Here is a 23,082-nt window from a genome sequence, read left to right on the forward strand (position 1 = left end):
ATCAATTATTCTCCGAGAATAATATCGTGCTGACTCAAGCCAGATTTCAAATCAAACCAGTAAAGATTAGCTGCCATTATGGTTAACTTTACTATGTTTAAAAGCCATAAATAAAACATCTAAGACAGTGATAAAAAGAACTGCCAAACAAATAAAATTAGTAGTTGATACAATAAAGCTGGATAAATCAGTTGCAAATGAAATTACGAAAAACAGCCCCAACAATGGGATTATAAAAGTTAAACCAATTAAATATTTAAGTTTCATAACGCCTCTATTTAAATCTATTTAAAAACACAGAAGTTAAATGTAAACCAAAACTCTTTTCGCAATGTAACATAAGGTAACAATGCTTACCCCTTGATTGTGCTTTATAAATTTAACAAGTACGCTCAGCTCTAAAATACAATTAGCTGGGAAAGCTGATAATTATCGAAGATGCGAATTTATTGGCTAACCTCTAACTATTTGGTTCTTCACAGCGACATTTTGAGGTCATTAAGTAGAAATGCATATGTAAAGGCCAAATGGTTAAAACACCCTTACATCATTTTTATACATATATGCTTGATATCAAACATCAAATTTCAAGATAATTTTTTTCATCTAAACAACAATTAAGGTCATTACAAAATGAAATTGGATTATTGTGTTCTTGGTACTAATAACATGCAGCAGGCAATTGAATTCTACGATGCTTTGTTTGAAGGCACAGCTCTCACCCAGGCGTTTAAAACCGACAGAATGAACTATTGGCAATGTGAGAGTTTCGCTTTTGCTATAGCAATACCATTTGATGGTCTACCTGCAACCAATGGAAACGGCACTATGTTTGGCATAAACGTGGGCTCTGAAGAAGAAGTTAATCGACTATACGAACAGGCTATTAAATTGGGTGGCAGCTGCGAAGGAGAACCGGGAGTACGCGGCCCAAAATATTCAGCCTATATAAGAGATCTAGACAGAAATAAAATTGTATTCTCAGCCTGAAAATAATGGTCGTAGGTTCGCACTTTGCCAGCAACTGTAGCGCTTTACGACACCTACCATTTTTAAAGTATTTAATCAAAAAAACATTAAAAAATTCACGCTCCTTATTGGGGCTCCGAACTAAATAAAGGAAATATATAAGGTGTTATTAACCCCAAGATTTAAAGCATTAAGTTTTCTATTTTTTTCAATTATATTTAGTGAGCCAATGTATGCTGATACCAACGATGTGAATCACATTGTCGATAAAGTGATAAAGGCTTACGGCGGAACAAAACTAACTCAAGCAAACAGTATCAAAATCATAGATTACAACAAAGGCCCTTGGCGTGGGGAGAGCGAAGTACCCAACATCCATGAAATATGGCGTATTAATGAAGAATTAACGATAGATTTTAAAAATAAACGTAAAAGCCTACTGACCTATCGCGTTCCTCGCACCACAATAGATTTGGAGAAGTGGATTGTGAGTGAAGATAAAGCAATAGCCTATGATATCTTGCATGGCAAATACGCTGTACATAACTGGGCTAAGTTCGATAGTTTTGGTGGTTTTTACGCCGAATCCTCTAGTGACACTCTTTATGCAAAATCGCTAAATGAGAATCGCCAAGGAGCCACTTTTTCCGGCAAAGAAACCTATCGAGGTAGAGTGCACCAGAAGCTCAACATCGAAAACGACCATGGCTGGACACTGACATACTACATAGATAAACAAGCTGGTGTAATCCGCAAGTTAATTAGATTACACGCAAGTGGCAGACAAATGGTGTATGTGTTTTCTAATCATCAACAGTCAAAAGGGGTTACTTACGCTCGAGATATGAATTTGCTCGTTGATGGTGAGCTAAATTTAGTTTCGATTAAACGAGATATTGAAATGCTCCCTGATTTAGACAATGAGTTCAAGCATTATGAACACTTTGTACCATGGGGAGAAGAGTTCTACACAAACAAAATTACGGCTAAAATGGTAGCTAATGGCGTTTATCAAGCTGGAAAAGGACGAGATCGTACGGTTTTTATTGAGAATAAAGACTATCTAATCGCTATAGGTAGCGCAAAGCACTTGCAGGCCAACTATAAGCAGTTCAAGGAACTTACTGGATCTGAAAAGGCAATAAAATTTTATGTAGTCACTCATCATCATGGCGGCAATTTAAGAGGTTTAAATAATGCTGTGGAAATGGGCGCGACTCTAGTCGTATCGGAAGCGCATCAGCAATTGGTTATCGACTCATTAAGCAGCCCCTTGGCAAAGGAGAAGCTGACGCTAGTCTCCGATAGAAAGCCTCTTACAATAGCCGACCTAAAGCTATTTGATATCGCTACTGCTCACTCTCAGCATTATTTGGTCAGTTATCTTGAGTCAGAAAAACTCGTCATTGCAGATGAACACTATGAGACTAACTTAAAAACAGGCAAGCCTCGCATCTTCAAAGATATGGTGGTATTCCATGATGCAATAAAAAAACTCGATATTCGGGTAGAACACTTGATTGACTTTCGCAGCTTGCGCCTGATTTCTATTGATGAGTTAGAATCTTGGACGCAAAACTTTGAACCAAAGCGCTGTCCACCAGGCTATGCAATTTGTGAGAAGGGGTAATATCCGACTTTAAGGGCTGGCAAACAGCTGGCCCTGAAAGCTTGAAGGTTTAAGGAAAGTTACAATTGAAAAAACCTCTACTCTCTTCAGGTTTATTTTGTTAATCCTCCTTGTAATAAGAAGAGATTGTTAAGCCTATCACAATCGTTCAAGCCCTATTTTTACTACTTATTAGGTATTATTATTTATGAAAACGAGTAAAAGTCCTATGGCTATTATGATCGCCACAATTTTTATTTGCGGCTGTCAGCCAGATATAACACAAATCGATAACGTTCGATACAACAAGGCTGACTCAAGGTATAGGAATATATACCCTGCCAATTATCAAGGTAAAGGACCACACAACCGTTACGATAGAATGAACTTCTTAAAACCGGAAGAAGTGAAAGCGGTAGAAAAATCATTACTCGGATTCGCTTATTCAGGAATTAATAAAACTGAAGGTTTTAGGTACAACGATATGCTTTTTCGCGATGTAGACATAGAAGCCAAAAACATTAACCGAGTCACGTGGTTAGGACATGCTAGCTTTTTGATTCAATTGGGCAATAATGATGCTCTTGTAACTGATCCTGTATTTGAGGAATTTGATGGTTTCGGCTGGCTTGGTAGCAAGTTAGACGATTCACTTAAAAGACTAGGCGCAGCTCCAATTAAAAGTGCACAGTTGCCATTTGTCAGCGGAGTGGTAATTTCTCACAATCACTATGACCACTTGAGTAGCTCAACTTTGAGTGGATTTAGTGAAGGTACTCGACTTTATTTACCGCTAGATAATGCAGATGATGCAAATTTTAATATAGGCTCCATTACTGAAATGGATTGGTTCACTCAAACCCGCCACAATGATACGACTATCCATTTTTTACCGGCAAACCACACTTCAAACCGCAGTTTCTCTGATTATGATGAAAGCCTGTGGGGGAGTTGGCTATTTGATGATGGAACCACACGTATCTATTTTGCGGGTGATACAGGCTACAGCCCAATTTTTCAGGACATTGCACAATACATCGGTGATATAGATGTTTGCTTAATGCCAATTGTAGCCTACCCTGGGCCCGCAAGAAAAATGCACCTATCTCCCGAAGATGCGATACGTGCTGCTCAAGATCTTGGGTGTCGCGTGTTTATTCCCTGGGGCTACGGCACATGGTCACTTGGGTATGAGCATGTAAACGAGCCATTACGAAGATTGGCAAAGGTGGTAGAAGATGTAAAACCTGACTTTATCGTAAAACCACTGAAAGTGGGCGAGCACGTTGACTTTCTTGAGCTATTAAAAATAGCCTTTAATGAATGATCATAGATCGCGCGCTTCGTGCGATTATTATCGATACTCAGTAATCCGTCGAGTGTGTAGGGTTCTTGCCTTTCTTATTGGTTAAAGCAGTATTGAAAACCCAATAAAAGGTAATCAAAATGACAAAGACAACCGGTGCAAGTAAAAACTCAATGGTTCTTATTGCTTCGGGAATATGCATGGCCTGCCCCAGAAAAAAAGCGGCTGTTGACATAAAAAGAGGGAAAAACATTCGCCAAAGATGACGTATCAATTTGTCCTTGCCTTGCAATCCTCCGAGCTTGATATAGCGATAATCTGCGACACTGCAAAAAGCCAATACACTGCCAAATATCACATAAGCCGTTGTACCAAACCCGCCCAGTTTGCCATCAGGCATCAGCGTTGTTTGGTATGCAAACCCGAAGAGCCCCAGAAACAGTAGTGTAGCGAAGCCAAACAGAAACCGGTCGGCAAGGTTGATCTGATTATCTGGCTGTCGAATGACATTGATGGCCGAAAGTACAAAATAGCAAAGGACCAAGCCGTTCATGATTGAAATTGGTACATATCGTACTACCGCAATGATTGTGCCGCTGATGCCTAGAGTTAGCATAGATAAAACATAAACATTGCCCAATTGCCTATGGAATGCGTTGCCTTTTTTTGCCAGGATTGCAGTGAAGCCTGTCAATAACACAACAACACCTGCCGTGATATGAATAAGAATTGCGATGAAAATCATAAGGTACCGCTCCTGTGGTTATTGTGCTGTTTTGTTTTCTGTGGACGCTTCATACAATGGCTTTTTAAAGCCCCAAATCAAAAGATAAAAAGGAACAATAATCTGAGTTATGGCTAAAGGAAGTTGAATAATGTTAGGAATTGACGCTTCGAAAAACGTATGTGCAACGGCGATCAGTTGCAATATCACAGAAAATAGCGCAAATCCGCAAAGTAGAACAGGGAGCAGTTGATTGCGCAACAGCAGTAGGTAGAAGAGCAATAAGCTGAAGCTGGAGATAAAAATGGAGAAAAAATGCGCTTCATTTCTTCCGCTAGTCAGGATAGTTCTCACTAAGGTTGACGTCTCCGCAGATATATCATTGTTGGGTACATTAATGGTGGCCAGATAAGTGACGTACTCAGACAGTTTTGCATATTCATAAGCGCACAATGTAATACCAATAGTGGCGAATACAACAATTGTAATAAACAGTGTGGTGTGCTGGTTGATAGACTTTTTTGGTATTAATAAGCCAAACGCCAAATTCATGGTACTGATCATTAAAGCAACTAGCGTTGCGCCCCCCAGTATGCTAGTGAGGTCACTAACAAGGGTTTCGCCGTTGTAGGCCAAAATAGGTTTCAGAAAATAGAAATTTAGAAGTAACCCCAGAACCATCTGCAACAGCATCATTATGGCAATAATTCTGGCAGAGTGTGTCGGGTTCAGATTCCCTTGTACAAATATTGTTTGCATAAGTTCATTCCTCAAAATGTAGTAGAATGATCTTACTTAACTATGAAAGCCTTTAGGGTAACATAGTGTAACAATCTCATTTGGGGGTTTGTGGTTTGACCTAGCTTGACCCAGTATGGTACTGAACTAAAGAGTAAAATGAACGATGACCAAACTATTAATAATTGACGATGATAGCAGTCTTACCGAAAATTTATCCCTGTTTTTTCAGCAGCATCACTTTGACTTGATTTGTGCAAATGAGCCACAACAAGGATATGAGTTGATTGGGCTGGAGTCTCCAAAACTAGTACTGTTAGACGTGATGATGCCAGGTATTGACGGCTTCACATTGTGCAAGCAAATTCGGCAAGCCTATACTTTGCCTATCATTATGTTAACGGCCAGAGGGCGACTCGAAGATAAAGTACATGGCTTTGAACTTGGAGTGGACGATTATTTGCCTAAGCCATTTGAACCTGCGGAACTCCTTGCGAGAGTGCAAGCGTTATTGCGACGCAGTTTTAGTCAGGAACAAAGCTCAACAGAACAACAGGGAGTCTTGTTTTTTGCCGGTTTAGCTATCTTTAGCGCGCAACAGATAGTTAAAGTGGATGGTGAAAATGTGCATTTATCGGGCATGGAGTTCCACTTGTTAAAGGCGCTAGCTTCTAATCCCGGAAAAGTATTCAATCGTGAACAAATTATCGGTGTGGTGAAAGGTGTAGAAGTGGATTTGTTTGGGCGCTCAGTGGATATTTTACTGAGCAGACTTCGTCAAAAGCTCAATGACTCAGTCTCCTCTCCAAGATTTATTAAAACCATAAGGGGTGTTGGTTACACCTTTATTGCGACACCTTTATGATAATTACACATCTAAATTTATACGCTCGTTTTTTCCTACTATTCACCATCACCACAATTTTGCTAGTGGGGTTCATCATTTTAGGCAGTTTTGCCATCTCTGAACAAGAAGCGGTGGAGATCGTTTCTGACAGAAAAGCAGCGTTGCTAGTCATGATGCAGGAGCTCGTCAAAGAACCCGTTGATATTGAAGCTCTTACTACAGAAGCTAAAAAGAACCGGGTGGAGATTCAAATAACCTATGGAACTGAGAAATGGCTAACGGGCAGCCCTTTACCTTCACCTGAGAAATTGACAAAGGATGCCATTGGTATTGGTGAATTGTATTTCAAAAAGTTAGATTCCAGATACTTTCTATCAACGGAGTTTGACGGCTATACCATTACCGTAACATCAAAAATCGCCAATCTAATAGTGTTTCCCGATTGGATTATTTATTGGCCATGGTTTGCTGTACTTGTCGTATTGTTACTGAGCTACTGGTTATTGAATGGGCAGCTATCAGCTATTAACAGTGCCATAAACAGTGCAACTGAGATCAGTCATGGAAACCTGAAATATCGAATTGCATCACACCCAAACAACGACCTTGGAAAACTCACAAGGGGACTTAATAAAATGGCCGAAAGTCTCGAACAATTGTTCTCTGCCAAAACAGAGTTGTTACTTTCAGTTAGTCACGAGTTGCGCTCTCCTATGGCTAGAATAAAGGTGTTACTGGCGTTACTGGAACAGGGTGAAGTCACAAGAAAGTTAGGCCATGAAGTCGATAAAATGGATGAGATTGTAGAGCAACTACTGGAAAGCGAACGCCTTAAAAACGCAGAAACCTTGCTCAATATCGACACATACTTTTTGCCCAATGTGATCAATACGATTTTGCATTCTTATTTCAAAGAAACACCGGTTCGGGTGAAAGACCACATTCCAGAAATCGCTGTACAAATTGACTTGGGCCGCTTTAAGTTTTTGGTCAAGAATCTTATTGATAATGCTTTGAAACACAGCGGTTCTGAAGCTCCGGTTATCATTCAATGTTTTGAGGAAAATCAGAACGTGGAAATCACTGTTCGCGATTTCGGTGCAGGCATCGAAGCGGAGCATCTTGAAAAGATCTTTGAACCTTTTACGCAAGGCAGCCATATCATTCACCGCTCAAATAAAGGTGTCGGATTAGGACTGTATTTGTGCCGCCAGATTGCACGAGCTCATGGCGGTGATATTTCAGTAAAAAGTGTGGTCGGAAAAGGAAGTGAATTCAGCGCCAGATTACCCATTAATAAGAGTGTAAAAAAATCTGTGTAAGTGGCTTCTTAACCCCAGTTCTGTTTAAGCCGCGATCATAGAATTAAGCTCTGAGTCAGTTAAATTAAGGCTTGGTTTACTGTCTTTAAGGCAGTAAGCCACTAAACCTGCCATTAAATTCAACATAAAACCATTCATACTGCGATGTCTGGAGTGTTCAATTTGGGAAATATTCTTCAATTGGTCATGAATAGTTTCAATAATAAATCGCTTAGATAGCATCGCTCTGTCCCATAACGACATCGCTTTGGCTTTCAATAGACATAATAACTCCCTAAAAGTGCAGATCTCCAATTAATCGTAGGTTAGCTGAAAGCTAGTGCCATAATTGGCTTATTATAACTACGAGTATCCATTGACTCTATATCCTGTCGAAGTTTTAGAGATCGGAAATTTGGCGATGTCCATAAGCTTTTCAACTAAGTTAGTCAACTCATAGCTATCATCAAAAGATGCCACATTTTTAAGCAGTCTTACCCACTTTGTATTACTCATATGAGAAGCGGAAAACTTTCGTGCAATCTTATCATCTAACCGAAGGTAAGTTTTAGTTTGCTTTTCTTCCTGGAGCCGAATTTTACTCATAGCGCTGAATGACTCTCAAATTTAAACCAGAAACCATAGTCCGCCCTTCTTGCGATCAATATTTTTTGTTTTGAGTTCTAAAACAAGTTCTGCATTTATTTTCATAGGTTTCTTTAGCCGTTAACGGAAGTTTCCTTAGCTTTCACAAAAATAACTGAAAGATATACGGCATTTTACGATAAATTACAAAAATATAAGGTTCTACCGTCGAGCTATGGAACGCGAAAGCGTCGGCGATAATTTCGATATGTACGACCCCGCACTTTTCACAGGTAACTGACATAATTGACTTATTAACTTTCTACTAGATTTAGGCGATGCTTCATAATTAGCATTCCAACGCCGTAATTACCTCCAATAATTAACAGCAGTTGTAATGGTCAGCAATACGATATCTATAAACAAAAATTCGATCGGGACATCATCAACTCAACGACTTTATTGCCTGCCCTATGCCATCTATGGTTAATGGGTACATACCGTTCTTCATTATCTCGTTCATTATTTGTATTGATTGGTGATATCCCCACCACTGTTGAGGCTGCGGATTTAGCCAAACGGCTTTATCAAAGTGGTTGAGTACTTTGTTCATCCACACAACGCCGGGTTTATCGTTCCAGTGCTCTACACTGCCGCCTTGATACATAATTTCGTAAGGCCCCATGGTTGCGTCGCCAACGAAAATAACCTTGTAATCTCTGCCGTAAGTTCTAATCACCTCGTCAACATCAATGGTTTCGTGGTATCTACGTTGGTTGTCTTGCCATACGCGCTCATATAAACAGTTATGAAAGTAAAAAAACTCCATGTGCTTAAATTCGGTATGCGCTGCTGAAAAGAGTTCTTCGCAGGCATGAATATGATCGTCCATCGAGCCGCCCACATCAAAAAACATCAGCACTTTTACTGCGTTGTGGCGCTCTTGTTCCATGTGAACGTCTAAAAACCCCGCGTTTTTTGCAGTGGCGCTGATAGTTTCGTTCATGTCTAGTTTTTCACTGGCTCCTACGCGTGCAAATTTACGCAGCTTTTTAAGCGCTAATTTGGTGTTCCGTGTACCTAACTCTCTGTCTTGGTCAAAATTCTTAAATTCGCGTTTGTCCCACACTTTTACGGCTCGGCGATTTCTGCTGCCGTCCTGACCAATTCTTATTCCTTCTGGGTTATAACCGTACGCACCGAATGGAGACGTTCCGCCGGTGCCTATCCATTTATTACCGCCAGCATGGCGTTCATGTTGCTCTTTTAAACGCTCTTGAAGGGTTTTCATTAACTCGTCAAGACCACCTAATGCTTCAAGTTGCTGTTTTTCTTCTTCTGTTAGGTGTTTTTCAAATTCTTTACGTAACCAATCTTCAGGAAAGGATTCAGGAAAAATCTCCATACTTTCAATACCGTCAAAGTATTCTGCACAGGCTGCGTCAAATTTATCGTAATAAATTTCGTCTTTCACTAAGGTGAGTTTTGCGAGTGTGTAAAACGCTTCGATATCTGCAAATACCACACCTTGCTTAATGGCGTTTATAAGATCCAATAATTCGCGCAACGAACAAGGTACGTTGTGTTTTTTTACTGTAATAAAAAAGTCGATAAGCATAGCTTCTAGCGTCCACGGCGGCTCATAAATGCTAGTTTTTCAAGCAATTGAACGTCTTGTTCATTTTTCAGTAAGGCTCCAAATAATGGTATAACAGCTGACCCCTTTGCTGATTGCTTATTCAATAATTGCTCTTTGCTTATGTCGTCAGACATTAATAGTTTTAACCAATCAATTAGTTCTGACGTAGACGGCTTTTTCTTAATGCCTGAAACATCACGCAACTCAAAAAATACTTCCATGGCTTCTGTTAGTAAGTTTTGCTTAACATGAGGGTGATGAACTTCAATAATTTGCTGCATTTCGTCTTTGCTTGGAAAGCGAATGTAATGGAAGAAACAGCGTCTCAAAAATGCATCGGGTAATTCTTTTTCGTTGTTAGACGTAATAATCACAATAGGACGTTGCACTGCTTTAACAGTTTGTTGTGTTTCATACACGTAGAACTCCATTTTATCGAGCTCTTGTAACAAGTCATTTGGAAATTCGATATCCGCCTTATCAATTTCATCGATTAACAGTACTGGCGGTTTTTCCTGTTCAAATGCTTCCCACAACTTACCTTTAACAATGTAGTTGCTAATATCATGAACACGCTCATCACCTAGTTGGCTGTCGCGCAAGCGTGATACGGCATCATACTCATATAAACCTTGTTGTGCTTTAGTGGTCGACTTGATATGCCATTGTATCAATTTGGTATCTAATGCTGCGGCTAGCTCTTGTGCTAATTGCGTTTTTCCAGTACCCGGCTCACCTTTGATTAATAACGGTTTTTGTAAAGTAATGGCAGCATTAACAGCGAGTTTTAAATCATCTGATGCTATGTAATTTTGTGTGCCTGTAAACTGCATAGGTTTTCCTTATTAATAAAAGGGGCATCTTTAAATAAGATTCATATATGTTATAGCAAAACTGTACTTCTAATTTTTAAGTATAACGGTAAGCTACAGTTAATAATTTGATTGTGTGGTTCGTTATTTGTCGTATTGAGTATAAGTTTAACGCTATACCACTGCGCATAACATGTCTTTAATGTTCAATGGTCGTACCACCAATCGCGTAGCCTACATTATTTCAGAATTTAGGAAAATATCATGGCAAATATTTTTAATGACAATTCAATGTCAATTGGTCAAACCCCGCTTGTAAAACTTAACCGCGTGTCTAAAGGTAATGTTTTTGCAAAAGTTGAAGCTCGCAACCCTAGCTTTAGTGTTAAGTGTCGTATTGGCGCGAATATGATCTGGGACGCTGAGAAAAAAGGGCTTTTGACTGAAGGGAAAGAAATTATAGAGCCAACTTCTGGTAATACAGGTATCGCATTAGCGTTTGTGGCTGCGTCACGTGGTTACTCATTAACGCTAACTATGCCGAATACAATGAGCTTAGAGCGCCGCAAGTTGCTTACAGCGCTAGGTGCTAATTTAGTACTTACTGATGGCGCTAAAGGCATGAAAGGCGCTATTGAAAAAGCGGACGAGATTAAAGAATCTGATCCTGAAAAGTATGTATTACTACAACAATTCAGTAACCCTGCAAACCCGCAAATTCACTTCGAAACAACCGGTCCAGAAATTTGGAAAGATATGGATGGCAACATTGATGTCTTCGTTGCTGGTGTTGGTACAGGTGGCACGATTACAGGTGTTAGTCGTTACATCAAACTTGAGCAAGGCAAACAAATAACGTCTGTAGCTGTTGAACCAACTGACTCACCTGTAATTAGTCAAAAACTTGCTGGCGAAGAATTAAAGCCGGGTCCTCATAAGATTCAAGGTATTGGTGCAGGTTTTATTCCTGGCAACCTTGATTTAGAAATGATTGATAAGGTTGAACAAGTAAGCAACGACGATGCAATGGCAATGGCGCACCGCTTAATGAAAGAAGAAGGCATCTTAGCTGGTATTTCTTCTGGTGCTGCGGTTGTGGCGGCAAATCGTATTGCAGACATGCCAGAATTTGCTGATAAGAATATTGTGGTTGTTTTACCAAGCTCGGCAGAGCGCTATTTAAGCAGCCCATTATTTGCAGATGAATTCACTGAACAAGATTTAGTGCAGTAATCCACGTTATTTTGAAACATTGTTAAACGTTTTAAACGCATAAACAAAGATGTTTATGCGTTTTTTGTTTCAATCAATAACAGCTTTGATTTAGTTCAACAGCCCCTAATACTCCATCAAACTTAAATTATTCCCTTCCTAAACTTTACAGTTCTTAAAAAAGCTATCACACTAAAGCTAGCCGTTACTTAACTCGCTGGTATATCGGATATTTCTTTTAAATCAGCTAGCCTAACTTTGCAGTCTATTTTATTTGGCGAGGCAATATAATGACTCAATATACTAAAGTATTTCTTATATTCTTACTCAGTTATCTGCTAATAGCATGCAGTGATACCAGCACTGGAAATGAAGAAGCTGCCAGTCCGGAGCACGTTGCCACCTCATTTTTTAGTTCGATTTATGTTGATGATAATCTTGATGCCGCTGCGGCCGCTAGCACAGACAAACTTTCACGCATTATTAAAAACTATGGCTCTACCCGAGCAGTACAACGTAATCTGCTGAATTTACCGCTAGATAAAGTTGAAATTTCAATTAACAAAAGTGATAGCGGCTTGCGGAATGAGTTTGGTACTAAAGCGGAAATATCGTTTATGCTTTCAGGCCATATTCATGGTAACAAAGTGGATGACGTAAGAACCGTTTACCTAACAAAGACAAAAAACCAATGGTTTGTAAGCAAAATCATTAATGACCCATATAAATAATGCGTAAATAACATACACACATGGAGTAACACACGTGCCTACAACGCTTTTTAAAATTGTATTTTTAATTTTATTATTGAATGGCTGTACTACAGGCCATTTAGAATATTTGAATGCAAAAGGCGAAAAAAGAATAGCATGTGAAACCGAATATACTTGGCAACCCAGTGTAGACAAGCACGCCGTTGAATATGTGCTAAGTTATTGCGCTAAAAAAGCGGCTAACAAAGGGTATACGGTGTTAGATGAACGCTTACTACACTTAGATACCCGTATTCCTAACCCACCAGACAATAAGCAATGGTCATATAAACTTGCAAAAAGTTTACACAACCAAAATAAGCTTACCGACAAAGAGTATGGTTATGTTATTGCTTATATTGATCTAAAGCCGAGCTCTGCAATACGCAATTAACCCATCACATTTATTTTTTAGTGAAGAATTTATTTAAAATCGTTTGGCAATCATCTGATTGTAATAAATCAGAAAAATGTGCCACTTCATCGTCTAGCACTTGTTGGAGCTTTTCATATTTGCCACGGTTTAATAGCATTTTAGTGCGCTTAACTGCGTCTGTAGGCAGTGCTACAATTTGTTTTGCTCTGTTCTCAGCAGCTTCAATCACATTATCAACGTGCATTACATTTGCAACTAAACCAATTTCTTTTGCAGTTTGTGCGTCAAAGCGCTCACCTAAAACGAGTAATTCAAACGCTTTTTGATGACCTGCAAGTTGTGACAGTAAGTAACTAGAACCTGCTTCAGGGCATAATCCTAATTGGCAAAACGGTAATTGGAAAATCGCATTTTCTGCTGCATATACTAAGTCACAATGTAAAAGCATGGTTGTGCCTATACCTACCGCAGGGCCAGCAACCGCTGCAATAATTGGCTTAGTCATGCGGGTCATTTGATAAATAAAAGCAATCGTTGGGTGAGACTTATTTAAATCACCACCTGCTAGAAAGTCTTTTAAGTCATTTCCAGCACTAAAACATTCGTGATTACCTTTTACTACCGCAACCAACAAGCTGTCATCTTCTTCAAACGTTTGATAGGCATGAATGAGTTGGCGGTACATCTCAAGTGATAACGCATTCTTTTTTTCAAAGCGATTCATGGTAATGGTGAAAACACCATTTTCTCGTGTTGTTGTAATTAATTTTTCAGTCATTTTATTTCCCTAGGGCAACGCCTTCTCTGCGAGGATCAGCAGCGCCAATTAATTTATTATTTTCAATTGCAATCGCATGCAGGCCACTGTTTAAATCTCTAACGACAACTTTATGGCCTTTTGCAGTTAAAACTGGTTCTAATGAAGCAATGTCTTTGCCTTTTTCCAGCGTGGTGACCTTATTACGATTGGTAACATGGCCTAAATTAATAGCCGATTGAATATCTAATCCCCAATCTACATATGCAACAATAGTTTGCGCAACATAATTAATAATACGACTGCCGCCGGGCGAACCAATCACAAGCTTAAGATTGTTTTGCGCATCGAACACCATTACTGGCGACATTGAACTGCGCGGTCGCTTTCCAGCTTCAACACGATTAGCCACTAACTTTCCGTCTTTTGATGGTGACAAAGAAAAGTCTGTTAATTGGTTATTAAGCAAATAACCATTAACCATAAGCGCAGATCCGAATGCCATTTCAATACTGGTAGTCATTGATACTGCATGCCCTTCTGTATCAACAATAGAAATATGGCTGGTTGACGGCATTTCAATCGCGTCATCGTCTGCTAGCGCGATGTTCTTAGTCGGCTGGCCAGCATTCGCCTTGCCCATATCTTGCTCTAGCGAAATTAATGCGGAACGCTTTTTCAGATAATTTTTACCCAATAGTGCAAGCGTTGGCACGTTTACAAAGTCACTGTCTGCTATATATCTGGCACGATCGGCAAATGCTAAACGCGAAGCTTGCGTAAATAAATGAACTGCATTTGGATCATTTGGAGAGTATTGATGAAGTTTATAAGGCTCTAACATGCGCAAAATTTGCAACACAGCAACACCACCTGAACTTGGCGGCCCCATGCCACAAACTTTATAGGTTTTATAAGGCGCACATACAGGCTCACGCTCTTTCGCTTTGTAGTCTGCTAAATCTGCCAGTGCCAATGTTCCTGCATTAACAGGGCTTTGTTGAACCGCTTTTACCAGCGCCTTTGCATTATCTCCGCGATAAAAAGCCATAACACCTTGATTGGCAATTTTTTTGTATAACTGTGCTAATGGTTTATTCGTTAGCCTTTGACCTGCTTTTATTCCTTTTCCATTAGGATAAAAGTAATTTTTAGTTTCTGTAAGTTGTGTCATGCCCGGGTTATATTGCATTGCCACCAACTTTTCTAAACGAGGTGACACTATAAAACCTTCTTCCGCTAATTTAATGCTAGATTGAAAAAGCTTATTCCACGCTAACTTACCATGTTTCTTATGAGCTAACGCTAAACCACGAAGCACACCGGGCACTCCTACAGATTTCCCACCAACTAACGCATCAATCCAACGTTGAGGCTTACCTGATTCAGTCATGAACATGTCAGGTGTCGCTTTTTGCGGGGCAACCTCTCTGGCATCAACACTTGTCAATTTTTTTAGTTTATTATCCCAGTGCAAGATAAAGGCGCCACCACCAATGCCTGACGATTGTGGCTCTACTAACGTAAGCGTAAGTTGAATGGCAATGGCAGCGTCAATCGCACTACCACCTTGTTTAATAATGTTGTAACCGGCTTTCACTGCATAAGGGTTTGCAGCCGACACCATAAATTCTTTACCTAATGCCGATTTCTTTTTGGTAAAGCCGCTGGCAGCCTCGGGCTCGCGTTCTTCAATTTGCGGTGAATGAATATGAGGACTATTTTTTTGTTTTTGATTTTCCTCAGCCGTTACTGAAAATGAACAGATTGCTGACGAAAAGAAAGCCAAGCAAAAAATTGAAGTGATTAATAAACTTGGAGAATTTGAATTTATCTGTTTTAACACAACAGGCTACCTAAATTAAACTAATCGGATTTTATTGTTAGTAAACATTTCCATTTAAACACGCACAGAAAAAGTTTAAAACTCTTGATATCAAAAAGATTTAAATTAAAGCTCAGTGCCCTACAAGCATTGATTATTTTTAACAAAAAGCAAACAATGCCGCTTAAACAAATGAAACTGAGATACAAGTGAATAATTTAACTCGCCACCCATTAACACCGTTTATTGCCCTACTCGTTATGATGATTGTTCTACACTTGTTATCTGAGCCATTAAAAGCTTACCTAGAATACGACCGCGTGGATATTAAGCAATATGAATGGTGGCGTTTTCTCACTGCAAATTTAGTGCACTCTAATACTAATCACCTACTTATGAATGGTGCCGGACTGGCCGTTATCGGGCTATTACATAGCCAGTATTATTCGTTACGTTACTTTTTCATCGTTTTTGTTGTCTTAAGCTTAAGTGTCGCTATTGGTATTTATTTTTTCGCCGCAGACATTCGTTGGTATGTTGGGTTGTCGGGTGTATTACACGGGTTGATTACATTAGGTGCGGTGCTAGATATTTTAAAGCATGAAAGAACCGGTTGGTTATTACTTATTGGCACCATACTTAAAGTTAGTTACGAGCAAATTTGGGGAGCCAGCGAAGAAGTCGCAGATTTAATTGGTGTTAGTGTAGGTACAGACGCACATTTATATGGTGCCATTGCAGGCATTATACTGGCACTTGTCTACATTAAATTTCGTCAAAGCGTAAAAGATGAAAAATAAAAATCTGCTACTTATGCCCACCGTACTATGTACGATAAACATAAGCAGCAGACTTAAACTGGTAAGGTTAGTACCGATTTAGAATATTATCTTTTAATAATATTTTCAAACAGTTACTTAACTTTATTTATTGTCACACGTGGTTACTGCAATAGCCTTGTCGCTACTATTACCATATTCCATCGTTGCTTTATTCACTACTTTCTTACCTGTGCTTAATTTACATTTATCTAGTACCGCTTGGAATTGCAGCGTAGCTGTTCCGCCAACACTACTGTCGATACCTAAGCTAGCACCTTGAACCGGAGCTGTACCTTCACCATTATAGTAATAGCTAGTTCCTTGGGTGCCAGAGTCATTTTCAACACCTACAGTAAGTGCCGCAGGTAATTCTGTTAAGTTGTCATAAACCATCCAGATATTCGCTGTGCCTTCTTGAACCCATATTTGGAATGAATAAGCTGATTCTGGTTCACCATATAGCGGTGCGTTTGACCACTCGTATACAGTAAAGTTACGCACGCCATCAGATAAGCCCGACGCCACATACCAGCTGCCGCCATTACTGAGATCTAAATCAGTCCAGAACGGTGCAATTAGGTTGTTAGGTGTAGATTCATCTGGAAGCGCTTTATTTAAGTACGGTGCAGCTGAACCACTAGCCGAACCCACTTCAAGCGTACCATTAATTGACCAGATAACTTGCGTATACGTTTCACCATTGAAGTCAAACGCAGGTACATTCAAAATGTGTGCACCTTCGTCACAGCTTGACGCAGGACATTCGAATGGCTCAACACCAATACTCGCTAACGGTAAAAACCCAAAAGGTGCTGCCGCAGGAGAAAGGCTAATGCTGCCTTTTTCTAATTGAACACTCCACGAAAGCGTATTGTCGTCCATCTCTGCTGGATTAACTTCAGTGCCACCTTCAATTGAAGTTACTAAAGAGTTATCAACATAACTGATATCTTCTGGCAGCATATCCATGATTGAAATGACGTCATCAATATTAGTGTTCGCTACTTTAATTTCATAATTTAGCGTATCACCTTTAACTGCATGCGCTTTATCAACAGTTTTAGATAAAATGTCACTTGTGCTGGTTGCACGCTTAGCAACAACAGGCATATGCAGGTTAGAGTCACTTCTGCCTACAACACGCATGTTTAAATCACCAAAGTTCCAACCGTCTGCCGCTGTTGTTGTGTCAACAGTAACCGTCACTGTTTTACTTTCACCAGCATTTACACGCAGTACTCTAGGCTCCACTTTCATAGACATGGTGTCACTGTCACCACTTAGTAACCAAGTGCCACGGCGGTCAGACTTATTAGTCACTGTACGCGTCCAAGAACACGTGCCGACACATTCGCTATTTTGCATACTGGCAATGTTCAATGTTTTAGGATCACCACCCGTTTCAGGATTAGCCGCTAAGAAGTTTTCAGGTGTTTCGCTTAGTACCAATGCCGCATCTAGTACTTTTTCTAACTGAATACGCCCTGCGCCTACATCAAAATGATCGGTAGCCGTTACACCGTCATCTTTGCGAAGCATGGTGTTTTTTGCCGTCATCATCAGTACTGACTTAATTTCGTATGGTGTCCAATCAGTCAGCATGCTAATTAATGCACCTGCTCCAGCATTGTGCGGGCTAGACATGGATGTACCTGATAACAACCCGAATTCCGGCGCATCAATATTACCGCCGCTGTTTACAGCAGCCATGATGTCTACACCCGGTGCCGCAATATCTGGCTTAAGAATATCAATGGCAAGGTTTGGCCCTCTTGAGCTAAATCCTGCTGTAATATCTGCATTCGAGTCCAGCTCTGTTACTTCTGACCCCAGAATCGTCGCGGTAGTATTAGTGTTGCTCGCAATCCAATTCTTCAGCGTTTGGCCATCGGTATAACCTAAATGTACGCCTGGTAAAAAGTGACCATCGCTTGATGTTGACTCACCGTTTGCTTCAGCATTCGCTAACACATATCCGCCAGCGCCGCCTGCAAGTACGTGCTGCCCTTTCGCTGTACGCGCAATTGAACCACGGTCACACACCACAATTTGACCTGAGAAATGGCCAGCAGGGAACGGATCTAAACATTGCTCTGGAATGGTATCGTTTTGCGAGCCGTTATTAGTTGGAAAGTCACCCGCATAAACAATGGAAGCCGGGCCATAACCTGTAGTAAAGCCTGCGCCTACTAAGTTACCTAAGGATGCACCGTCGCTTTCCATATCGCCTAACGTATTAATAATGCCTCTAGGATGAGTCATTGCTGCCGTAGTACTTACCCATGGGCTGTTATGGCCAGTTGTTGACGCTCCCGGGCCAGCATTACCAGCAGAAGCCGCTACGTATATACCCGCCGCAGTAACGTTTAAGAATGCTAATTCAACCGATGAATTATACGGGTCGTTACCACCTGAAATTGAATAGTTAAGTGCTTGAATACCATTTGGTAACGCTGCTGCATCTTCAACAACCTGCTCTACCGCTGCAATTAACGCAGAACCCGGGCAGCTATCAATACATACATCATACGCGATAATGTTTGCATGTGGTGCCACACCAGAAATCTTACGACTTAACGACGTGGTAGGCGCATTCAGCGTTGCAGGGTCAATCACATTACCAGCAACCGTACCCGCCGTATGACTTCCGTGACCGTCATTATCTTCTGGTGACGATGGATCTTCACCAGACTGCACCATATCCCATGCGCCAATCAGCTTATCGTTACAGAAGTCAGGATTTACCGTGTCACAGTAACTGCCAGGAATGTAATTACCTTCACCTAACGGGTTTGAATGGTCATAGCCATCATGTCCCACATCAGCAAAAGACGGGTGATCATGATTAATGCCTGTATCTAAAATAGCAACTACTGCACCTTCACCTTTAGTGCCGCCCATTTCCTTGCTATTAAAATCGAAAAACTCCCACAATGATTCAGCGCCCATCCATGCAGGCCCCACATCAGTTAATGGAATTTCGTGAGTTTCTCTTTCAATGCTAACTACATTGCTATTTTTTGCTAAAACTTTGGCTTCTTCATTGGTTAATGAAATGGCCATACCATTAAATACATTTTGGTAGGTATGCGTTACTTTAATGTTTCGACCTAACGCATTTTCAAATGATTTTGTGTGTGATTTTTGTTGAGATTTTAAAAAGTTTTTGTACTGTTTGCTTGCCGTACTGCGAGTATTTAGTTTCGTTTTGCCTGTTATTGCATTGCTTGTTGCCGCAATACCCTTAATGCCACCTGTATATTGGGCTAACGCAGGCTCTTTAAATCGAACGATATAAATTTGTTCTTCTTGTTCAATTTTAGATTTAACTTTTTTATCACTTGCTGCAGAAACTTGTTTAACAACAGTCACTCCAGTGCCGGTTGCCACAAGCTTATTTGCACCTGCTGCATTAGCAACGCCATTCGACATTACCAACATTGCAACGGCAACACTCACCGCAGACTTCCGTAAACTACTAAGGCTGTTGTTACTATGTTCTATTTTCATCAGCTTTTTCTCCACCGATTATTATTGTTTTTAATAGTTCAACAGAGACAACATTTACTGGTTAGCCACACTGCTACAAACAACGAGCACAATATTACTCGTATTCCTAATTGGCATTTAGCAAATCATCGTTGATCATTGTGGTACATGTAACTGGGAAGGAAGCTAATTCACCTTAATCAATACTGTGTTAAGACAAAAATTAGCTAGCATCCCTGCTAACAAGATTTAGATTACACACTTTTTAGCCGTTGTACAATTTTTAATCTTAAACTATTTTTTAAGCTGGTAATGTTACATAGCTTATTGTTTTGTAATGGGTACTCACCATTCGCTATTTGTATTCGTAATACTGTTTATAACATTACATCTAATGAAAAACTCGGACCTTTAGGTACTATTTGAGTTGGATTAATCGTTTTATGGCTATAGTAATAGTGCCGCTTAATGTGCTCAAAATTAACAGTTTCTTTAATCCCTGGCGTTTGATAAAGCCGTTTCATATATTCAAAAATGTGATGATAATCCTGAATGCGCTGCTTATTACATTTAAAATGCCCAACATAAACGGCGTCAAATCGAATTAACGTTGTGAACAATCGCCAGTCGGCTTCTGTTAAAGTCGATTCCACTAAATAAGTATGGCTAGATAACATTTCCTCCACCTTATCTAAGGCTGAAAACAACTTATCAAATGCCTCTTCATAAGCAGCTTGCGTAGTTGCAAAGCCACATTTGTACACACCATTATTAATGTTGTGATACACAAACTCGTTAATTTCATCTATTTCTTGTTTTATTGGTGCAGGGTAAAAATCTACAGTATTGTTCGTAACATCGTTAAATGCAGTATTAAACATACGGATAATGTCAGCAGATTCATTAGACACTATCGTCCCCGTTTTTTTATCCCACAAAATGGGCACGGTTACGCGACCAGAGTACTGACTGTCCGCCTTTAAATACACTTGGTATAAATAATCGGAGTGAAAAAGATGATCGGGCAGATTATTTTCAACTGAAAATTCCCAGCCGTTTTCCAGCATATCGGGTGATACCACCGACACATCAATAATATTCTCAAGCCCTTTTAATTTTCTAAAAATCAACGTGCGATGTGCCCAAGGGCATGCAAGCGATACATAAAGGTGGTACCTGTTTGCTTCTGCAATAAAATCTTCATCTTTATTGTTAACCTCATTTGCAGGCACAATAGTTTGTCTAAACTGCGAGTCTTCTCTAACAAATTTTCCCCCGCTCTCCTTGGTGTCATACCACTTATCCTGCCACTTGCCGTTTACTAACAACCCCATACTTCTCCCCTTACCTCATCGTAAAATATAAAATGACCTAATTTTGCAACAAAAAATTCAGACTCAATATAACCAATAAGTGTAGTTTCAATTTTGACAAAATAAGAAATTCTTTTATATTTCAATTAGGTTAAAACAACTTTTTTGGATACGTCTTAACATGTCAGAAAGGGAAAAGTGCAAATATCAATCTCCGGCAGGCCCCAACTGTCAAGAAGTAGACCTAGGTGCAGGCTACTGCTTTTGGCACGACCCAAACTTTGACAAACAAGGACTAGATGTAAAAGAAAAACTCGAAAAGCTTGCAGAATCTGGTGCGTCATTGCATGGATTAAAATTAAAGCGAGTTAATTTAGAAAATGTAAACTTGGTAAAGCGCGGTTGCACAGACGCTTATGGCTACGACCTATCCTATTCAGACTTCTATCGTGCCAACATGCGCGGCGCACACCTTTTCAATATGAAGCTAGAAAACGGCTCACTAATGAAAGCCGACTTACGAGACGCCAACCTGCACTGCTGCAAATTAAAAAACACTAACTTGTTAGGCACTAAGTTAATCGGTTCTAAAATAGATAATTTAGAGATTGGAGATGAATTACTGCAAGAAGCCGTCGCCAAGCAAGCGTTAAAAGATCGAGATATTGAAAAGGCCGTTGATCATTTCGAACAGTCTGAAGAAATTTACCGCGATCTTCGCCGAGCAGCAGAACATCAAGGCTTATTTAGTTTAGGCGGAAAATATATCCACAAAGAACTAACCATGCGACGCTATCAATATCCGCACTACACAAGTAAGCGGCTATTCTCAAAGTTTGTTGACTTATTTTGCGGCTACGGCGAACAACCTTTAAATGTGATCAAGTTTTCACTCAGCCTCATTTTTATCTGCGCCTGTTTATATTTTTTATTTGGTATTAAATACGGCGACACCATTATTCAACTAGATATAAACAGTAACTTCATCACAAATGTATCCGACTTTTTCTCAGCCTTATATTTCAGCGTCGTCACCTTCACCACATTAGGCTACGGCGATTTAACGCCCGTCGGTCCCTCCCGAATTATCGCCGCCGTAGAAGCTTTTACTGGCAGCTTCACCCTCGCCTTATTCGTGGTGGTGTTTGTGAAGAAAATGACGCGATGATAGTAACTGCTTTTCGCTAGCTATACCCTCACATAGAATTTATTAAGCCATAAATATATCGGAAGGCGCTTACGGCTTTTCTAACCCACGGAAAGTGTAAGTCGGTTAAGCACAGCGCCACCCTAAAAAATAATCCAATGTACAGTCGTGAATCAACTAATTAAAGGTACAGCCATAAATACAAAACTTAAGTAGCTAACAGTATTCTGAGCCTTATTCTGTTTCTTTTATCGGCTTCTCAGAAATCCATAGTTTAATATGGCCTTTAACTACTACTATGCTGTTTTCATCATAAGCAGTAACATTTACTAGCATGTCTCCTGGTTTCCAGTCTTCCGCTGATACACTTGCTACGCAGCGAATATCACTGCCAGCTTTAGCGGTATAATCAACCGACATTCCTTTAGGGATCCAGCGAAGACTTGGAGGAATTGAGGCTTCCGCCATCACCCCCATAGCCATCTCTAAACCATTACAAATCGCTATAACATGCACCGTTTGTATGTGGTTAAATACTTTCTTTTGCTTTTTAATCAAGCACTCACAATAATTAGGGGTTAGTGTGGTTATATGAGGGTTAATGGTAGAAAAATAGGGAGCAACTTTGCTAACAACATACGAGAAAATCTTTTTCCCAAAAGGTAGCCGTTTAAGTTTATTAAATGTATTTAGTGTTTTATTAGACTTGCTCATATTCAGGAATAAAGTTTATTGCAAAGTGAGTGACGAGTAGTCACATTGTAACCCTCTCTGATATTGGTATCTACCATACTATTTATGCTAATCCACATATTATCTGAATTTGCGCTTACCAAATTTCGTTCAGTCTGCGATAACAC

At 39.9% G+C, this 23,082-nt stretch carries 19 protein-coding genes and 1 pseudogene; 10 read left to right on the forward strand and 10 right to left on the reverse strand.

What is annotated here, in order from left to right:
* The first annotated feature begins 633 nt into the window (after positions 1–633).
* The 3 genes from HUU81_RS09530 to HUU81_RS09540 all read left to right on the forward strand — a co-directional run bounded on the left by HUU81_RS09530 (position 634) and on the right by HUU81_RS09540 (position 3,905).
* A complete protein-coding gene (locus tag HUU81_RS09530) occupies positions 634–990 on the forward strand; it encodes a VOC family protein (RefSeq protein WP_199608731.1) in 357 nt (118 codons plus the stop codon).
* Positions 991–1,132: 142 nt separating this feature from the next.
* Entirely contained in the window at positions 1,133–2,599 is a 1,467-nt protein-coding gene (locus HUU81_RS09535; protein WP_199608732.1) for a hypothetical protein, read from the forward strand.
* A gap of 187 nt (positions 2,600–2,786) precedes the next feature.
* On the forward strand, positions 2,787–3,905 hold the full coding sequence (locus tag HUU81_RS09540; RefSeq protein ID WP_199608733.1) for an MBL fold metallo-hydrolase: 1,119 nt from the start codon (positions 2,787–2,789) through the stop codon (positions 3,903–3,905).
* A 37-nt stretch (positions 3,906–3,942) separates the two neighbouring features.
* On the opposite strand, the gene HUU81_RS09545 is transcribed toward HUU81_RS09540, so the two are convergent.
* Positions 3,943–4,629: a DUF2306 domain-containing protein gene (locus tag HUU81_RS09545; protein WP_199608734.1), complete on the reverse strand. Its 687-nt coding sequence runs from the start codon at positions 4,627–4,629 to the stop codon at positions 3,943–3,945.
* A gap of 18 nt (positions 4,630–4,647) precedes the next feature.
* The gene (locus HUU81_RS09550; protein ID WP_199608735.1) at positions 4,648–5,367 is read right to left on the reverse strand and encodes a hypothetical protein; all 720 of its coding nucleotides are present in this window, start codon (positions 5,365–5,367) and stop codon (positions 4,648–4,650) included.
* 145 nt (positions 5,368–5,512) lie between these two features.
* Between HUU81_RS09550 and HUU81_RS09555 the strand changes: the two genes are divergently transcribed.
* Positions 5,513–6,211 carry a response regulator transcription factor gene (locus tag HUU81_RS09555; RefSeq protein WP_199608736.1) on the forward strand — a complete coding sequence of 233 codons (699 nt, stop codon included), beginning with the start codon at positions 5,513–5,515 and terminating at the stop codon, positions 6,209–6,211.
* Positions 6,208–7,515, forward strand: a complete 1,308-nt coding sequence (locus HUU81_RS09560) for a HAMP domain-containing sensor histidine kinase (RefSeq protein ID WP_199608737.1) — start codon at positions 6,208–6,210, stop codon at positions 7,513–7,515. The genes HUU81_RS09555 and HUU81_RS09560 overlap by 4 nt, the downstream gene beginning before the upstream one ends.
* Before the next feature lie 24 nt (positions 7,516–7,539).
* On the opposite strand, the pseudogene HUU81_RS09565 reads toward HUU81_RS09560, so the two are convergent.
* From HUU81_RS09565 to HUU81_RS09575, 3 genes and pseudogenes are all read right to left on the reverse strand, one after another.
* Positions 7,540–7,773 (reverse strand): annotated as a pseudogene (locus HUU81_RS09565) (transposase); the annotation flags it as partial.
* 751 nt (positions 7,774–8,524) lie between these two features.
* Positions 8,525–9,697: a vWA domain-containing protein gene (locus HUU81_RS09570; RefSeq protein WP_199608738.1), complete on the reverse strand. Its 1,173-nt coding sequence runs from the start codon at positions 9,695–9,697 to the stop codon at positions 8,525–8,527.
* 5 nt (positions 9,698–9,702) lie between these two features.
* Positions 9,703–10,551, reverse strand: coding sequence for an AAA family ATPase (locus tag HUU81_RS09575; RefSeq protein ID WP_199608739.1), 849 nt, complete (start codon positions 10,549–10,551; stop codon positions 9,703–9,705).
* 243 nt (positions 10,552–10,794) lie between these two features.
* On the opposite strand from HUU81_RS09575, the gene cysK reads away from it, so the two are divergent.
* The 3 genes from cysK (at position 10,795) to HUU81_RS09590 (ending at position 12,888) form a co-directional block, all read left to right on the forward strand.
* On the forward strand, positions 10,795–11,763 hold the full coding sequence (cysK, locus tag HUU81_RS09580) for a cysteine synthase A (protein WP_199608740.1): 969 nt from the start codon (positions 10,795–10,797) through the stop codon (positions 11,761–11,763).
* Between the two features lie 269 nt (positions 11,764–12,032).
* The gene (locus HUU81_RS09585) at positions 12,033–12,473 is read left to right on the forward strand and encodes a hypothetical protein (protein WP_199608741.1); all 441 of its coding nucleotides are present in this window, start codon (positions 12,033–12,035) and stop codon (positions 12,471–12,473) included.
* Between the two features lie 34 nt (positions 12,474–12,507).
* Complete coding sequence (locus HUU81_RS09590) at positions 12,508–12,888, forward strand: hypothetical protein (protein ID WP_199608742.1); 381 nt, start codon at positions 12,508–12,510, stop codon at positions 12,886–12,888.
* Between the two features lie 10 nt (positions 12,889–12,898).
* Here HUU81_RS09590 and HUU81_RS09595 read toward each other — a convergent pair whose 3' ends face one another.
* Positions 12,899–13,648: an enoyl-CoA hydratase gene (locus HUU81_RS09595; RefSeq protein ID WP_199608743.1), complete on the reverse strand. Its 750-nt coding sequence runs from the start codon at positions 13,646–13,648 to the stop codon at positions 12,899–12,901.
* A gap of 1 nt (position 13,649) precedes the next feature.
* The gene (gene ggt / locus HUU81_RS09600; RefSeq protein WP_233520616.1) at positions 13,650–15,338 is read right to left on the reverse strand and encodes a gamma-glutamyltransferase; all 1,689 of its coding nucleotides are present in this window, start codon (positions 15,336–15,338) and stop codon (positions 13,650–13,652) included.
* Positions 15,339–15,661: 323 nt separating this feature from the next.
* On the opposite strand from ggt, the gene rrtA reads away from it, so the two are divergent.
* On the forward strand, positions 15,662–16,252 hold the full coding sequence (rrtA, locus tag HUU81_RS09605) for a rhombosortase (RefSeq protein ID WP_199608744.1): 591 nt from the start codon (positions 15,662–15,664) through the stop codon (positions 16,250–16,252).
* A 123-nt stretch (positions 16,253–16,375) separates the two neighbouring features.
* Here rrtA and HUU81_RS09610 read toward each other — a convergent pair whose 3' ends face one another.
* Complete coding sequence (locus HUU81_RS09610) at positions 16,376–19,783, reverse strand: S8 family serine peptidase (RefSeq protein WP_199608745.1); 3,408 nt, start codon at positions 19,781–19,783, stop codon at positions 16,376–16,378.
* Between the two features lie 356 nt (positions 19,784–20,139).
* Positions 20,140–21,096 (reverse strand): glutathione S-transferase family protein, encoded by a 957-nt coding sequence (locus tag HUU81_RS09615; RefSeq protein ID WP_199608746.1) that lies wholly within the window; start codon positions 21,094–21,096, stop codon positions 20,140–20,142.
* A 160-nt stretch (positions 21,097–21,256) separates the two neighbouring features.
* Here HUU81_RS09615 and HUU81_RS09620 point away from each other — a divergent pair, with 160 nt between their 5' ends.
* Positions 21,257–22,243, forward strand: a complete 987-nt coding sequence (locus tag HUU81_RS09620) for an ion channel (protein ID WP_199608747.1) — start codon at positions 21,257–21,259, stop codon at positions 22,241–22,243.
* A gap of 213 nt (positions 22,244–22,456) precedes the next feature.
* On the opposite strand, the gene HUU81_RS09625 is transcribed toward HUU81_RS09620, so the two are convergent.
* Positions 22,457–22,936 carry a hotdog fold domain-containing protein gene (locus HUU81_RS09625; protein ID WP_199608748.1) on the reverse strand — a complete coding sequence of 160 codons (480 nt, stop codon included), beginning with the start codon at positions 22,934–22,936 and terminating at the stop codon, positions 22,457–22,459.
* Between the last annotated feature and the right edge of the window lie 146 nt (positions 22,937–23,082).

This window comes from Flocculibacter collagenilyticus, from assembly GCF_016469335.1.
GTDB lineage: Bacteria > Pseudomonadota > Gammaproteobacteria > Enterobacterales > Alteromonadaceae > Flocculibacter > Flocculibacter collagenilyticus.